Source organism: Pseudoduganella sp. S-14 (assembly GCF_049913285.1).
GTDB lineage: Bacteria > Pseudomonadota > Gammaproteobacteria > Burkholderiales > Burkholderiaceae_D > Rugamonas.
On record NZ_CP183991.1, the window covers coordinates 472,141 to 486,812 of the forward strand.

Genomic DNA, 14,672 nt, shown 5'->3' on the forward strand with positions numbered 1-14,672 from the left:
GAGATTCCAGACGCCATTATACCTTGAGCAGGTTTCGCTCTCAGGAACCCAGCTTTTCCAGCCGGTAGCCGTAGCTGTACACCGGCACCAGGCGGAAGCCGTTTTCCGGCTTCAGCTGCAATTTATTGCGGACGCGGGAAACGTGGGTGTCCATCGTGCGCGACGGGACTTCGGTTTCGCGGATCCAGACCGCTTCGTGGATATAAGCGCGCGACAATGGACGGCCGATGTTGCGGAAAAACAGCAGAGCCAGGTAGAACTCTTTGTGGGTCACGTCCAGTACTTGCCCGTCCATCAACAAGCGGCCAGGGCGCGTCTCGAAGACATATTGGCCGAATTGCAATTGTTCGGCCCCGTTCTGGCTCGGGTAGGCCAGGCGCAGCTGGGCCTGCACGCGCGCTACCAATTCGGCGCGGCGCAGCGGTTTCACCAGGAAGTCTTCGGCCCCGACCGACAGGCCGGTCACGATATCGTCTTCGCCGGAACTGGTGGTCAGGAACATCACAGGGCCGTTTTCAGGCAGTTTTTCGCGGGCCTTGCGAATGACCTCGGCAGGATCCATATCGGTAACCTGCCAGTCGAGAATCAGCATGTCGACGCTGTCCTTGCGCATATTGGCCAGCAAGTCCTTCCCGGTCTGGTAGCCATGGCAGGCATGACCAGCAGAAGTCAGGACCTGGCAGATCAGGTCCGCCTGGCTTCGGTCAGCATCAAGGACAACGATTCTCATGGTTCTTTACAGCAAAATGTTAAGAAGCAGTCACACGAATATAACAGAGTTTTACAAGAAATAGTTACCAATTTGATCAAATATTGCCGCGTGGTACTACTCTGCTCGGTGCCGTGCGAGGCTGTCCCTCTATCACACGGTACACTGCTTGGGCGGCTAGCACAATGGATCAGGTCTTATTTTGCAAGTCGATTGGGGAGCGAAAACATGAAAAATGACTGGACTGTGCTGCCCTCCACCGAGGCGGATATCGATCAAGTGCGTGAGCGCTGCCGGCGCCTGGTGCGGCGTCGCGCGGCGGTTTCGGCGGGCGTGGCGGCGGTGCCGATTCCCGGTATCGACGTGGTGTCGGACCTGCGCCTGTTCACCCAGTTGATCGACGACGTGAACCACGAATTTGGCCTGTCGCCGGCCCAGATCGACCGCATGCAGCCGAAATTGAAGCTGATCGCTTACGAGGCTGTCATCAGCCTGGGCGGGATGCTCGTGGGGAAAGTTGTTACGCGCGAGCTGGTTGCCACAGTGTTGAAACGCAGCGCGGGCAAGATGGCGGCGAAGCAGGCGGGCAAGCTGGTGCCTATTGCTGGTCAAATTGCGTCAGCTACTATTGGTTTCTTTGCTTTCCGGCAGATCGGCTACCAGCATGTGGATGCTTGCGCCAAGGTGGCCAGGCAGGTGCTGGCAGGGGGAGAAAACCGGTAAAGCTGCGGCGGCCGCCGGTCGGGTCAGACCCCTGGGTCTGACCCAGATCTACCGGTTTAGGCGTCTGGCAGCACCACATTCACATCAAGCACTTCCAGGTTGCCCTGGCGATCCAGCGAGATCTTGATATCGTCCGCCGACACCTTGGTGTACTTCGAAATCACATCAACCAGCTCTTTGTGCAGCGCCGGCATGAAATCCGGCCCGGCGCGGCCGTTGCGCTCACGAGCAATAATGATCTGCAAGCGCTCCTTTGCCGCAACCGCCGTCTTGGGCTTGTTCTGGAACAGGAAAGAAAGCAGGGCCATTATTTAGCTCCAAAGATACGCTTCAGGAAACCAGGCTTTTCATAGTCGGTAAACTTCAGCTCAACTTCTTCGCCCAGGAAGCGCGCCACCACGTCGGTGTAGGCTTCGGCCACATCGGTTCCCTTGAAGTGGATTGCCGGGTTACCCTGGTTGGAAGCATGCAGCACTTGCTCCGACTCGGGGATGATGCCGATCAAAGGAATACGCAGGATTTCTTGCACGTCTTCAAATGACAGCATCTCGCCCGCTTCTACACGCTTCGGCGAGTAACGGGTGATCAACAGGTGTTCCTTGACCGGTTCGCCGCCGGACAGCGCGCGGCGCGACTTGGCCTGGATGATGCCCAGGATGCGGTCGGAGTCACGCACCGACGACACTTCCGGGTTGGTCACGATCAGGGCTTCGTCGGCGAAGGTCAGCGCCATCAGCGCGCCGTGTTCGATACCGGCCGGCGAGTCGCAGACGATGAACTCGAAGTCCATCTTGATCAGCTCGGCCAGCACCCCTTCCACGCCGTCTTCGGTCAAGGCATCCTTGTCGCGGGTCTGGGACGCCGGCAGGATGTACAGGTTCTCGCAGTGCTTGTCCTTGATCAGGGCCTGGTTCAGGGTGGCTTCCTTGTGCACCACGTTGATCAGGTCATACACAACGCGTCGTTCGCAACCCATGATCAGGTCCAGGTTGCGCAGGCCGACGTCAAAATCGATGACGACGGTTTTGTGGCCACGCATGGCGAGGCCGGTGGAGAAGCTGGCGCTGGAAGTCGTTTTGCCGACACCGCCCTTGCCGGACGTAACTACAATAATTCGTGCCACAAAGAATCCTTTACTGAACTGTTATTTTGCGGAATTGACAGATTGTATATCCAGACTCTCGCCGTTCAGCCGGATTTGTACCGGCTTGCGTGCGTTTTCGGTCGGGAAACCATCTTCAAAAGTACGATAAACACCTGCGATCGAGACCAGTTCCGGGCTCATCGACATAGCGAAAATACGGGCCGAAGCGTCGCCGGAGGCGCCAGCCAGGGCACGGCCGTTCAAAGTGTTGTAAACGTGAATACTGCCATCCGCGATGATCTCGGCGCCGTTGTTGACGACGGCCATCACGATCAGGTCGCCTCCGCGCGCGTAAATGCGCTGGCCGGCCCGGACCGGGGTGTCGATGATCATGGTACCGCTGAATGCTGGTGCCGCCGGCGCGGGAGCCGGGGCCGGCGCTGGGGCCGGAGCTGGCGCTGGTTTCGGGGTGGCGACCGGCGCTTCTTCGCGCTTGCCGCTGTCCAGTTGCAGGCCGTGTTGCTGGATTTCTTCCACCATGTCCGGCTTGGCGTTGCGCACAGCCACCGGATTCAGGCGGTATTTTTTCAGGAGGGCGATGGTTGCCGCCCAGTCGATGCGTTCGCAGCCTGGCGCCAGGTCGCCGACGTCGATGACGGCCAGGTCACCTTCGAAGAAGTCGGAAACGCCGCCAGTCATCTCGTGCATGGCAGCGTCGAGGGCGGCGAGATCGCTCGTGTACATGATGGCGGACACGGCGACGACGGTGGAAATCTTGATTTCGATAGGCTTCTGGAACGTACTCTTAGGCATAACAATCGCAAAGTAACGGGCTGGGCCCAGGCTGGGTGCATTGTACTTTGCTTAAGCTTGCTTGGGGAGGCTTGTCCAGGGTTTATGCGGGCTGGCGGGCTGCTAACGCTGGAATTTTGGAAAGGGCACTGCGTGTTACGATGCCAAAACCCGCCCGCTGCTAAACGGTTAATTTTGCCAATTGAACAATGAGAGGCTGGCTATGGATACCCGCGCATGCTTTGCCGCGTTGGCCGAAAATTTTGCCGGCGAACCAGGCGTCGACTTGAGACAAGGCGCGAAAAACGCTTTCGGTTCGTCGGCTTTGAAGGTTAACGGAAAGATCTTCGCCATGGTGACGTCGGCCGACGAATTTGTCGTTAAGTTGCCGCGCACGCGGGTGGAAGAGCTGGAGGCTTCAGGTATCGGCCAAAAGTTCGACCCCGGCCATGGCCGTTTGATGAAGGAGTGGCTGGCGGTTCGCGCGAATGCGGCAAGCTGGCCCGCGCTGGCGCGCGAGGCGCTGCATTTTGTGGGGAGCGCCAAATAGTGTTTGAAATCGAACTGCGTCAGCTTACGTGCGTAGAACTGCTCGACTTGGCGAGCGGCATTGCGAGTGCTGCAGTGGCTCAGCTTTTGAAGTTGGCCGTGAGGCATCGCTCGGTGCAAAGGGTCGTTGCAGAGATTCTTCCGTCAAACATCGGTTCGTCGAAAGTCGTATCGCGCCTGGGTTTCACGGCGCGCGAGAGTTTCGTCGACACGGATGGGGAAACAGTTGTGCGCTGGATCTATCCTGTCTGCTAATACAGTCCAAATAGCCGCCCGAACACGCCGGCCATCATTATTGTCAGCCCGCTCAACCAGCGAGTGGTAATTGCATGTTCCTTGCGCAGCGTCTCGAAACCACTGTCCATATGCTCGCGCAGGGTTTCGATCGCACCATATAGCCTGTCGATATCTTTTTGCATGCTAGCCACCTCTGCCTCTACTTTGGTAATCCGCTCGTGGTCATCCATATCGCCTCCTTCGAATGGCTCAACTTTGAACCGATCCGAGAGAGGAGACTTTGAGCTTGGACAGGGGTGGGTCAGGAAGGTTCCATCTCTGCGCGAAGCTTTTGGGCGGCGGCGACCATGTTCTGCAGGGCTGCGGCAGTTTCCGGCCAGGCGCGAGTTTTCAGGCCGCAGTCGGGATTGACCCAGAGCTGCGCAGGCGGCACTACCTTCGCCGCCTTGCGCAGCAGCGCGGCCATCTCATCGCTGCCGGGCACGCGCGGCGAGTGGATGTCGTACACGCCGGGGCCGATCTCGTTCGGGTAGCGGAAGCTGGCGAAGCCGCCCAGCAGCTCCATCGCGGAGCGGCTTGACTCGATCGTGATCACGTCGGCATCCAGCGCGGCAATCGCTGGCAGGATGTCGTTGAACTCGGCATAGCACATGTGCGTGTGGATCTGCGTGGCATCGCCTGCCACTGCCGCACTGATGCGGAATGCCTTGGTCGCCCATGCGAGATAGACATCCCAGCGGTTGCGGCGCAGCGGCAGGCCTTCGCGCAAGGCTGGCTCGTCGATCTGGATGATGGCGATGCCAGCGTTCTCCAGGTCGCGTACTTCGTCGCGGATGGCAGCCGCAATTTGCTGCGCGGTGTCTTCGCGCGGCTGGTCGTCGCGCACGAAAGACCACTGCAGGATTGTTACCGGCCCGGTGAGCATGCCTTTCATCGGCTTGCCGGTCAGGCTTTGCGCGTACTCCGTCCAGCCAACCGTCATCGCTTGCGGGCGCTGCACATCGCCGTAAATGACTGGCGGCTTCACGCAGCGCGAGCCGTAGGATTGCACCCAGCCGTTCGCGGTGAACGCAAATCCGTCGAGCTGTTCGCCGAAGTATTCGACCATGTCGTTGCGCTCGGCTTCACCATGCACCAGCACGTCGAGGCCAAGCTCTTCCTGCGTACGGACCGCATGCGCGATCTCGGCGCGCATCGCCTGCCGGTAGTCCGGCGCGGATAATTCGCCGCGCTTGAAGGCTGCGCGGGCAATACGGATTTCCGGTGTCTGCGGGAAGGAACCGATGGTCGTGGTCGGAAATGCCGGCAACTGCAGGCGCTCGCGTTGCAAATACTGGCGCTGTGCGAATGGCGAGTTGCGGCGCGCAGCGGCATCGTCCGACGCCAGGCCGGCCATGCGTGCTGACACATCGGTGTTGTGCACACGGGTGCTGGCGCGGCGGCCTTTCAGTGTTGCGCGCGCTTCGGCAAATCCCCGTGCAACCTGCCCCGACACTCGCTCATCGGCAGACAATGCCGCTTTAAGCAGCGCAAGCTCCGCCAGCTTTTCTTCGGCGAAGGCGAGCCACGAGCGCAACTCGTCGTCCAGCGCCGGTTCCGCCGCCAGGCTGTAGGGCACATGCAGCAGCGAGCACGAGGTCGACAGCCAGACCGGACCACTGCGTTTTGCCAGCACGGGCATCAGCGTGGCCATGGCCGCATCGAGATCGGTGCGCCAGATGTTGCGGCCATCGATGATGCCGATCGACAGCACCTTGTGCGCCGGAAGCCAGTCGGCCACGCTGGTCAGCTCGCTGGCGGCGCGCACCGCATCCACGTGCAAGCCAGCGACGGGCAGGCGGCAGGCCAGGCTGACGTTTTCTTCCAGCGGCGAGAAGTAGCTGGCGACGATCAATTGCGCTCCGGCCTGATTGAGCAGCCAATATGCCGGTTCAAAGGCATTGCGCCAGGCGTTCGGCAAGTCGAGGCCAAGGATAGGCTCGTCCAGTTGCACCCACTCGGCGCCGGCAGCACGCAACTGAATCAGCAGCCGGCTGTATACAGGCAAAAGACGGTCGAGCAGGTCGAGGCGGCTGAAGTCCGCCGCAGCATTGCGCTCCTTGCCGAGCCAGAGGAAAGTCAGAGGGCCGAGTAATACTGCCTTGACCGGATGGCCGGCGGCGCGGGCTTCGGCAACTTCATCCAGCAGCCGTTTGGCGTGCAATTCGAAATCAGTGGACTCGCTGAATTCCGGCACCAGGTAATGGTAATTCGTGTCGAACCATTTGGTCATTTCCAGCGCTGCACCATTGTGGCCGCAGCCGCACGATGCGTGTGCACTGTCGCCGCGCGCCATGGCGAAATAGCGCGCCAGTGGCGTCTCGTCGCCAGTGAAACCAAAGCGCGCCGGCTCGCAGCCGAATAGCTGGATATGGTTGGCCACATGGTCGTACAGGGCGAAATCGCCCACCGTGACAAAGTCCAGGCCATGTTGGCGCTGGGTCTCCCAATGGCGGGCACGGAGATTGCTCGCAGTTTCCTGGAGCGCAGCCTCGGACGATTCGCCGCGCCAGAAGCGCTCCAGGGCGAATTTCAATTCACGCGCGGCGCCGATGCGTGGGAAACCAGGAATATGAGTTTGTACGAGTTTCATTTTTGTCATGCTTAAGAAATATTGGTGAAGTACAGTTTGCGGCATGACGGCATATAATAAAAACGAAACTTTTTATGCATTAACTTGAAAACTTTTCATACATGCTCGAGATTCGTCACCTGCGCACGCTGTCTGCGCTCCGCTCCTCCGGAAGCCTGGTCAAGGCGGCCCAACTGCTGAACCTGACGCAGTCGGCTTTGTCGCATCAGATTAAATTGCTGGAAGATCGATACGGAACGCCGCTGTTTGAGCGTAAATCGATACCCATTGGTTTCACCGCAACCGGAGAGCGGCTGCTGAGACTGGCAGATACGCTGCTGCCGGAAGTCGAAAAGGCCGAGCGGGACGTGCTGCGCCTGTCGCAAGGCGACACCGGACAGTTGCGCGTGGCGCTTGAATGCCATACGTGCTTCGACTGGTTGATGCCGGTAATGGATGCCTTCCGCACCCGCTGGCCGGAAGTGGAAATCGACCTGGTGTCCGGCTTCCACAGCGAGCCGGCCGATCTGCTGCGCAATGGCGCCGCAGACCTGGTAATCGGTTCCGACTACAGCGCCGAGTACTCGACGTTCCCGCTGTTCCGCTTCGAAATCCTGGCCGTGATGGCGCAGAAGCACCGCCTCGCCACGCAACGCCGCCTTTCGGCGCCAGACTTTGCAGGCGAAACCCTGATCACCTACCCGGTGCCCGAAACGCGCATCGACCTGATCCGTGAAGTGCTGCGCCCGGCCGGCATTGAGTTCCAGCGCCGTACCGCCGAACTCACGGTCATGATTCTGCAACTGGTTGCAAGCCGGCGCGGTGTGGCGGCATTGCCGAACTGGGCGATCAAGAATTATGTCGACTACGACTACGTCATCGCTCGTCCGATCGGCGAGACCGGCTTGTGGAGCGACCTGTTCGTCTCGGTGCCTCCGGCCTTGCAGCACAAGGCTTACGTGGCCGACTTCGTTAACGTGATACGCGAGCAATGCGCGGCCACCTTGGACGGTATCAAGTTATTGTCGTGACATCGCGTAAGGTTTTATGCAAAATGAAAGCGGCCTTGATGTTTATCAAACAATTGTCTGGAATCGCGTACTAACATGAGAAGTCTTGCGGTATCTCAGCCACCGATCAACTGAAGGAGCATGGGCATGTACGCGTTCAACGACGAATTTTCCCGCGCCGCACAAGCGGCTTTTGACGCGCAACTCGCCAGCTTCGCCAGCATCTGTGACTGGCATCGTGATACCACATTGGCTTCGCTTGCTGCCATGACCGCAGCCTCAAACGAATTCCTGGCCATCCAGCATCCACAAGACTTGCTGCAAATGGCAACCGACCAGGGCAAGCACGCCATCGACCGTGCGCAGGCTTATGGACGCGAGGCAACGGAAGTGGCCTTGAATAAGCCACTGTTCCGGTAGGCCTTAGCTGGCCGCACGCATGGCACTTAGCTAGAATGCATTGAATGATTTTCATACCACCCCCGGAGAAGCAGAATGGATGACGTAGTAATTGTTGCAGCAGGCCGTACCGCCGTAGGCAAGTTTGGTGGTTCCTTGGCCAAGACCCCGGCATCAGATCTGGGCGCCCATGTCATCAAGGGCCTGTTGGCCCAGACCGGCATCGACCCGAACCTGGTCAGCGAAGTGATCATGGGCCAGGTGTTGACTGCTGGCGTTGGCCAGAATCCGGCTCGCCAGGCCGTGATCAAGTCCGGCCTGCCAAGCTTTGTTCCGGGCTACACCATCAACAAGGTGTGCGGCAGCGGCCTGAAGGCCACCCACCTGGCGGCACAAGCCATCAAGTGCGGCGACGCCAACATCATCATCGCCGGTGGCCAGGAAAACATGAGCGCCTCGCCACACGTGCTGCACGGCTCGCGTGACGGCTTCCGCATGGGAGATGCCAAGATGGTCGACACCATGATCGTGGACGGCCTGTGGGACGTGTACAACCAGTACCACATGGGCATCACCGCCGAGAACGTCGCCAAGAAGTACGATATCTCGCGCAGCCAGCAGGATGAATTCGCGTTGCAGTCGCAACTGAAAGCGGAAGCCGCGCAAAAGGCCGGCAAATTCAAGGACGAGATCCTGCCGCTGGAAATCGTGCAGAAGAAAGGCAGCATCTTCTTCGACCAGGACGAATACGTGAAGCCGGGCTCCACGCTGGAAACCCTGTCCGGCCTGCGTCCAGCCTTCGACAAGGCAGGCACTGTTACCGCCGGCAATGCCTCCGGCATCAACGACGGCGCCGCTGCAGTGGTCATGATGTCCGCCAAACAAGCCAAGGAACTGGGCCTGACTCCGCTGGCCCGCATCAAGGCTTACGCCTCGTCCGGCCTGGACCCGGCTTATATGGGCATGGGCCCGGTCACCGCTTCTCAACTGTGCCTGAAGAAGGCCGGCTGGTCGCCGCAGGACCTGGACCTGATGGAAATCAATGAAGCGTTCGCCGCGCAAGCCTGCGCCGTGAACAAGGAAATGGGCTGGGACACCAGCAAGATCAACGTCAACGGCGGCGCGATTGCGATCGGCCACCCGATCGGCGCATCCGGCGCCCGCATCCTGGTGACCCTGCTGCATGAAATGGTTCGCCGTGACGCCAAGAAGGGCCTGGCCTCGCTGTGCATCGGCGGCGGCATGGGCGTAGCACTGGCAGTTGAGAGGGAATGAGCTTTCGTTCAAAATAAATAGGGGAACATTAAATGGCACGAGTTGCATTAGTAACAGGCGGCATGGGTGGTCTGGGCGAAGCGATCTGCATCAAGATGGTCGCACTGGGCTACAAAGTGGTAACCACGTATTCCCCGAGCAATAAGACGCACGAGTCGTGGCTGGCCACGATGAAGGACCAGGGCTATAACTTCACGGCCTACCCTTGCGATGTGTCGGACTACGATTCGGCGCAAACCTGCATTGCAGCAGTCGAGCGCGACATCGGCCCAGTTGATGTGCTGGTGAATAACGCCGGTATCACCCGCGACATGACCTTCAAGAAGATGGACAAGGTCAATTGGGATGCCGTGATGAAGACCAACCTGGACTCCGTGTTCAACATGACCAAGCCGGTGGCGGATGGCATGGTGGACCGTGGCTGGGGCCGCATCATCAACATCTCCTCGGTGAACGGCCAGAAGGGTGCTTTCGGCCAGACCAACTACTCGGCGGCCAAGGCCGGCGTGCACGGCTTCACCAAGGCGCTGGCGCTGGAAGTGGCACGCAAGGGCGTGACCGTCAACACCATCTCGCCCGGCTACATCGGCACCAAGATGGTGATGGAGATCCCGAAAGACGTGCTGGATTCGAAGATCATCCCGCAGATCCCGATGGCCCGCCTGGGCAAGCCGGAGGAAGTGGCTGGCCTGGTGGCCTACCTGGCATCGGAAGAAGCGGCCTTCGTCACCGGCGCTAATATCGCGATCAACGGCGGCCAGCACATGTCCTGATCGAAGCAAAGAGCAACGCAACACCCAAACGCCGTCTGGCCTCCGCGCCGGTCGGCGTTTGTTCTTTTGGAGGCGCCATGAAAAAATTGCTGCCCGTGCTGCTGCTTGTGGCCTGCAGCCGCGACATCCCGCAAGACAAGCTGCTCGACATCCTGAACCAGCGCGCGCCGCTAGTAGCGCATATCGGTCCCGTCATCAAGGTCGACGTGCTGAGCACCGCCAAGGCCGCTGCCACCGGCCGCAGTTGTGAAGTCCGCCTGATGCACGTCACCGGCAAGAAAGGCTCCACCTACGTCAGCTTCCTGCGCCGCGAAGAACCCGGCGGCACCGAATCCGCCCTGACCTGGGCCGACGACCGCCAGGCCGCCAGCGGCAAGATGGGAGAAATGCTTTCGGCGCATTGCGACAACAAATGATTGACGTGCGCCGCCCGCCTCACATATCGTTTCTCAACAATAATTCGCTGGGGGACGACGATGCAAATGATGGGGATGAATATTTTCGCCGTGCTGCTGGCAGCAGTTTCCAGCTTCATGCTGGGTGGCCTGTGGTATTCGCCGGCCGTGTTCGGCAAGATATGGAATGACGAAAACGGCAGCGTCGAGCAAGCTGGTCATCCCGCCAGGGTCTTCGGCGTGGCCTTCATCTTCTCGCTGCTGGCGGCCTTCGCCTTCGCTCGCTGGGTCGGCCCGGCGCCGACGATGGACTACGCGATCAAGCATGCCTTGCTGGCCGGGTTCGGCATGGTGGCTGCCTGCTTCGGCATCAATTACCAGTTCGCCAACCGCAGCCTCAAGCTGCTGCTGATCGACGGCGGCTACCACACCGCTCAGTTCCTGCTCTTCGGCCTCATTCTTGGCCTTTGGCACTGATGAGGCAGAAAAGCTGGAAGGCTATTATGGAGTCGACGCAGGTCTGGTGCAGATCGATGGCGGGGTACCGGATATTCTGCCTCGTTACGCACTCTCCTTGTTTTCGCAAAACGTTCCTGAAACGCACCGGAACGAAGGATAGGACCTGTCGATTTTGTCATTAGTCGCTCGTCGTTATTCCTGAACGGGCACTTTTTTCTCAATCACCAGGAGACTCCGATGACTAAGATCATTACTGCATTTGAACGCTCGCCAGATGGCGGCATGGGCCTTGCACGCGATACGCGCGTGCGCTGGGCGTTTGAAGAAGTGGGGCAACTTTACGAAGTGCGTCCGGTTTCGTTTGCCGCAATGAAGGAGCCCGCGCACCTTGCCCTGCATCCGTTCGGCCAGATTCCGACCTATGAAGAAGGCGACCTGACGCTCTTCGAGTCGGGCGCGATCATTTTCCATATCGCTTCGCACTATCCTGGCCTGTTGCCGGAAGATGCCAATGCCCGGGCGCGTGCCATCACCTGGATGTTTGCCGCTCTCAATACGGTTGAGCCGCCTATCCTGGAAATCGTCATCGCCAAATTCCAGGAAGGCGACAAGCCCTGGAGCAAAGAGCGCTTGCCCTTGATCATGGATCGGATACGCACTCGGCTGGGCCAACTCTCCGCGCGCTTGGGCGATGCAGAATGGCTGGATGGCGATTTCAGCGCGGGCGACCTGTTGATGGTGTCGGTGCTGCTGCGGGCGAGGCCATCGGGTATCCTGAATGAATTCCCGCGCCTTGCCGCCTACGTGGCCCGTGGCGAAGCGCGTCCGGCATACAAGCGGGCCTTTGCCGCACAGCTGGCATTTAATACTGCCGAGCCAGCGGCCGGCTGAACACTGATTGGATGACTTATGTACGCGCTGCCCGAACTCGATGAACAAATCCTGCAGCCTGGCGTGAAGGGCCTGCCTATCGTGGAGCCGCTGCGCCAGCACATGATCGGCGCCCAGCACTGGAACGTGCTGGCGGCGGATACAAGCCTGCCGGTGGCGGTGCTGAAGGCTTCGGCCCTGCAGTACAACCTGGCCTGGATGCGCGGCTTCTGCGAGCGTCACGGTGTGCTGCTGGCGCCGCACGGCAAGACCACCATGAGCCCGCAGCTGTTCGCGGCGCAAATCGAGAACGGCGCCTGGGGCGTCACGCTGGCCACTATCCCGCAGGTGCAGATCGCGGCGCGTTTTGGGGTGCGGCGTGTGATCCTTGCAAATGAACTGGTGGCGCCGGCCGATATCCGCGCGGTACTGCACCTGATGCAGGAGGACCATTTCTTCGAGTTCTTCGCGCTGGTCGATTCGCAGCAAGGCGTCGAGCGCCTATCGCGTGCCGTGCAGGACTTTGGGCTCGCGCGGCCCTTGCCGTTGCTGGTTGAACTGGGCATGAGGGGCAAGCGCGCTGGTTGCCGCGATCCGCAGGAAGTGATGGCCGTGGCGCGTGCCATCGCCGCCGCGCCAGGACTGCAGTTGGCTGGCATCGAAGGCTACGAAGGCCTGGTGGTCACCGAAAACCGCGCGGCGGATGTGGAGGTCGTCAACGGCTTCCTGCAGCGCATGGCGGAAATGCTGAAGGCAGCGGCAGCGGAAGGCTTGTTCGGTGGCGAGCAGGTGATCATTTCCGCCGGTGGCTCGGCCTATTTTGACCGCGTGGCGCGCGAGTTTGCCGGGCTGGCGGTGCAGGGCAAGAAAGTCCTGCCGATCCTGCGCAGCGGATGCTACCTGACCAATGACCATGGCTACTACGGTGGTTTGACCAGTGAACTGGCCAGCCGCGAGGGCAAGGCGGCAGGGGAGGGCCTGCGGCCGGCGCTGGAAGTCTGGACCACGGTACTGTCGCTCCCCGAGCCGAACCTGGCCATCCTGTCCATGGGCAAGCGCGATGCCTCGCACGACCTGGGCCTGCCGCGGCCAATCGCCGCGCATCGGCCGGGGGGGGGCGCGCTGGCGCTGCCGGAGGGCGCGGTGATCGACAAGATGAACGACCAGCACGCCTACCTGCGCTGGCCGGAAGGCGCGCAGGCCGACATGCAGGTGGGCGACCTGGTGGGCTGCGGCATCTCCCACCCCTGCACCACCTTCGACAAATGGCCGCTGATGCTGCTTGTGGATGACACGTACAACGTCCTGCAGGCCATCAATACCTTCTTCTGAGCGGTTACAATCTTGGCTTCACGCACAGAGGATAGACATGCCCGACGCCTTGCCACACCTGTTCCCGCCAATCCAGCCCCGTAATAGCGGCATGCTGGCTGTCGATGACATCCATACAATTTATTGGGAAGAGGTGGGCAACCCGAACGGCATTCCGGTCGTCTTCTTCCACGGCGGCCCGGGCGCAGGCATGTCGCCGCAGCACCGCCGCTTCTTCAACCCGGACCACTACCGGGTCATCCTGTTCGACCAGCGCGGCGCCGGCAAATCGACCCCATTGGGCGAGGTGCGCAACAACACCACCCAGCTCCTGATTGAGGACATCGAGCGCCTGCGCTCCCTGTTCGGCATCGATAAATGGCTGGTATTCGGCGGCTCCTGGGGCTCGACGCTGGCGCTGGCTTACGGCCAGGCCCACCCGGAGCGTTGCCTCGGCTTCGTCCTGCGCGGCATCTTCCTCTGTACGCAGAAGGAAATCGACTGGTTCCTGCAAGGCTCGGAATGGTTCCATCCGGAGGTGTACGATGAATTCGTCGCCTCCATCCCGGCCGGTGAGCGCGGCAACCTGCTGCAAGCCTACGTCAAGCGCATCATGGACCCGAACCCGGACGTGCATTGGCCGGCCGTGCGCGCCTGGAGCAAGTTCGAAGGTCGTCGCGTCTTCCTGCTGCCGCAGCCGGAGGAGCCGCCATCGGACACCCTCGACCTGGGCGTTGGCCGCATGGAATCGCACTACATGGCCAACCTGGGCTTCTTCACCGACGGCCAGTTATTGGCCAATGTGCCACGTATCGCCCACCTGCCGGCCGTGATCGTCCAGGGCCGCTATGACGTGATCTGCCCGCCGGTATCGGCCTGGCGCCTGCAGCAAGCCTGGGGCGCCAATGCCGCGATGAAGATGATTCCGGACGCCGGCCACGGCGCCATGGAGCAGGGCATCAGCCGCGCCCTGGTCAACGCTACCGAACAATTCCGTCAGCAAGGACGCTTCGCATAATGAATCTGCAGCTTGGCGACATCGCCCACATCATCCAGCTTGCGATTGCCCCGGTGTTCATGCTGTCCACAGTCTGTACCAATCTCCTGGTGCTGCTGAATCGCCTGGCGCGCATCATCGACCGCTCGCGCGTGCTGGAAGAGCGCCTCGACGTGGCCTATAACGATACGTATATCAACGAGCTGGATATCCTGTACCGCCGCTCCCACCTGATCAATGTTGCGATTGCGCTGTGCACCGCCTGCGGCTTGTTCGTCTGCCTGGTGGTGGCCCTGCTGTTCGTTGGCGACGCCACCAATGTCGCATTGGACAAATACATTGCCGGCCTGTTCATCGCAGCAATGATCTGCCTGATCGGCAATTTCGGCTATCTGCTGCGCGAAATCTTTATCGCCTCGACGTTTATGCGTGCCCACCGCCACGTGCGGCACATTGAAAGAAACCAGAACTAAGTAAC

General features: G+C 60.4%; 19 protein-coding genes. 13 read left to right on the forward strand and 6 right to left on the reverse strand.

The features are described from left to right. Nucleotides 1-40: 40 nt before the first annotated feature. Complete coding sequence (locus ACN9MZ_RS02270) at nucleotides 41-730, reverse strand: response regulator transcription factor (protein WP_426340710.1); 690 nt, start codon at nucleotides 728-730, stop codon at nucleotides 41-43. Between the two features lie 207 nt (nucleotides 731-937). On the opposite strand from ACN9MZ_RS02270, the gene ACN9MZ_RS02275 reads away from it, so the two are divergent. Continuing rightward, entirely contained in the window at nucleotides 938-1,432 is a 495-nt protein-coding gene (locus ACN9MZ_RS02275) for a hypothetical protein (protein ID WP_426340711.1), read from the forward strand. 56 nt (nucleotides 1,433-1,488) lie between these two features. On the opposite strand, the gene minE is transcribed toward ACN9MZ_RS02275, so the two are convergent. From minE to minC, 3 genes are read right to left on the reverse strand one after another with little or no spacing between them, the layout of a single operon-like run. Next, entirely contained in the window at nucleotides 1,489-1,740 is a 252-nt protein-coding gene (gene minE / locus ACN9MZ_RS02280; RefSeq protein WP_130316192.1) for a cell division topological specificity factor MinE, read from the reverse strand. Further along, on the reverse strand, nucleotides 1,740-2,555 hold the full coding sequence (minD, locus tag ACN9MZ_RS02285) for a septum site-determining protein MinD (protein WP_426340712.1): 816 nt from the start codon (nucleotides 2,553-2,555) through the stop codon (nucleotides 1,740-1,742). The genes minE and minD overlap by 1 nt, the downstream gene beginning before the upstream one ends. Nucleotides 2,556-2,576: 21 nt before the next feature. After that, nucleotides 2,577-3,329: a septum site-determining protein MinC gene (gene minC, locus ACN9MZ_RS02290; protein ID WP_426340713.1), complete on the reverse strand. Its 753-nt coding sequence runs from the start codon at nucleotides 3,327-3,329 to the stop codon at nucleotides 2,577-2,579. A 202-nt stretch (nucleotides 3,330-3,531) separates the two neighbouring features. Here minC and ACN9MZ_RS02295 point away from each other — a divergent pair, with 202 nt between their 5' ends. Both ACN9MZ_RS02295 and ACN9MZ_RS02300 read left to right on the forward strand, forming a co-directional pair. Beyond that, nucleotides 3,532-3,858, forward strand: a complete 327-nt coding sequence (locus ACN9MZ_RS02295) for a hypothetical protein (RefSeq protein WP_426340714.1) — start codon at nucleotides 3,532-3,534, stop codon at nucleotides 3,856-3,858. Continuing rightward, a complete protein-coding gene (locus ACN9MZ_RS02300) occupies nucleotides 3,858-4,112 on the forward strand; it encodes a GNAT family N-acetyltransferase (RefSeq protein ID WP_426340715.1) in 255 nt (84 codons plus the stop codon). The genes ACN9MZ_RS02295 and ACN9MZ_RS02300 overlap by 1 nt, the downstream gene beginning before the upstream one ends. Here ACN9MZ_RS02300 and ACN9MZ_RS02305 read toward each other — a convergent pair. After that, nucleotides 4,109-4,324 (reverse strand): hypothetical protein, encoded by a 216-nt coding sequence (locus ACN9MZ_RS02305; RefSeq protein ID WP_426340716.1) that lies wholly within the window; start codon nucleotides 4,322-4,324, stop codon nucleotides 4,109-4,111. The two genes, ACN9MZ_RS02300 and ACN9MZ_RS02305, sit on opposite strands and share 4 nt — an antisense overlap. A 71-nt stretch (nucleotides 4,325-4,395) precedes the next feature. Then, on the reverse strand, nucleotides 4,396-6,726 hold the full coding sequence (gene metE, locus ACN9MZ_RS02310) for a 5-methyltetrahydropteroyltriglutamate--homocysteine S-methyltransferase (RefSeq protein ID WP_426340717.1): 2,331 nt from the start codon (nucleotides 6,724-6,726) through the stop codon (nucleotides 4,396-4,398). Nucleotides 6,727-6,827: 101 nt separating this feature from the next. Between metE and ACN9MZ_RS02315 the strand changes: the two genes are divergently transcribed. The 10 genes from ACN9MZ_RS02315 (at nucleotide 6,828) to ACN9MZ_RS02360 (ending at nucleotide 14,667) form a co-directional block, all read left to right on the forward strand. After that, nucleotides 6,828-7,736 (forward strand): LysR substrate-binding domain-containing protein, encoded by a 909-nt coding sequence (locus tag ACN9MZ_RS02315; protein ID WP_426340718.1) that lies wholly within the window; start codon nucleotides 6,828-6,830, stop codon nucleotides 7,734-7,736. 126 nt (nucleotides 7,737-7,862) lie between these two features. Then, entirely contained in the window at nucleotides 7,863-8,135 is a 273-nt protein-coding gene (locus ACN9MZ_RS02320; protein ID WP_426167181.1) for a hypothetical protein, read from the forward strand. 75 nt (nucleotides 8,136-8,210) lie between these two features. Continuing rightward, nucleotides 8,211-9,389 (forward strand): acetyl-CoA C-acetyltransferase, encoded by a 1,179-nt coding sequence (locus ACN9MZ_RS02325; protein WP_426340719.1) that lies wholly within the window; start codon nucleotides 8,211-8,213, stop codon nucleotides 9,387-9,389. A gap of 32 nt (nucleotides 9,390-9,421) precedes the next feature. Next, complete coding sequence (gene phbB, locus ACN9MZ_RS02330) at nucleotides 9,422-10,162, forward strand: acetoacetyl-CoA reductase (protein WP_426167185.1); 741 nt, start codon at nucleotides 9,422-9,424, stop codon at nucleotides 10,160-10,162. A gap of 77 nt (nucleotides 10,163-10,239) precedes the next feature. Continuing rightward, a complete protein-coding gene (locus tag ACN9MZ_RS02335) occupies nucleotides 10,240-10,578 on the forward strand; it encodes a hypothetical protein (RefSeq protein WP_426340720.1) in 339 nt (112 codons plus the stop codon). Between the two features lie 75 nt (nucleotides 10,579-10,653). Beyond that, entirely contained in the window at nucleotides 10,654-11,034 is a 381-nt protein-coding gene (locus ACN9MZ_RS02340; RefSeq protein ID WP_426340721.1) for a DUF1761 domain-containing protein, read from the forward strand. Between the two features lie 219 nt (nucleotides 11,035-11,253). Further along, on the forward strand, nucleotides 11,254-11,907 hold the full coding sequence (locus ACN9MZ_RS02345) for a glutathione S-transferase family protein (RefSeq protein ID WP_426340722.1): 654 nt from the start codon (nucleotides 11,254-11,256) through the stop codon (nucleotides 11,905-11,907). A gap of 18 nt (nucleotides 11,908-11,925) precedes the next feature. After that, nucleotides 11,926-13,218, forward strand: a complete 1,293-nt coding sequence (locus tag ACN9MZ_RS02350; RefSeq protein WP_426340723.1) for an amino acid deaminase — start codon at nucleotides 11,926-11,928, stop codon at nucleotides 13,216-13,218. Nucleotides 13,219-13,255: 37 nt separating this feature from the next. Then, entirely contained in the window at nucleotides 13,256-14,215 is a 960-nt protein-coding gene (gene pip, locus ACN9MZ_RS02355; protein ID WP_426340724.1) for a prolyl aminopeptidase, read from the forward strand. Next, nucleotides 14,215-14,667 (forward strand): DUF2721 domain-containing protein, encoded by a 453-nt coding sequence (locus tag ACN9MZ_RS02360; RefSeq protein WP_426340725.1) that lies wholly within the window; start codon nucleotides 14,215-14,217, stop codon nucleotides 14,665-14,667. The genes pip and ACN9MZ_RS02360 overlap by 1 nt, the downstream gene beginning before the upstream one ends. The last annotated feature ends 5 nt before the right edge of the window (nucleotides 14,668-14,672 follow it).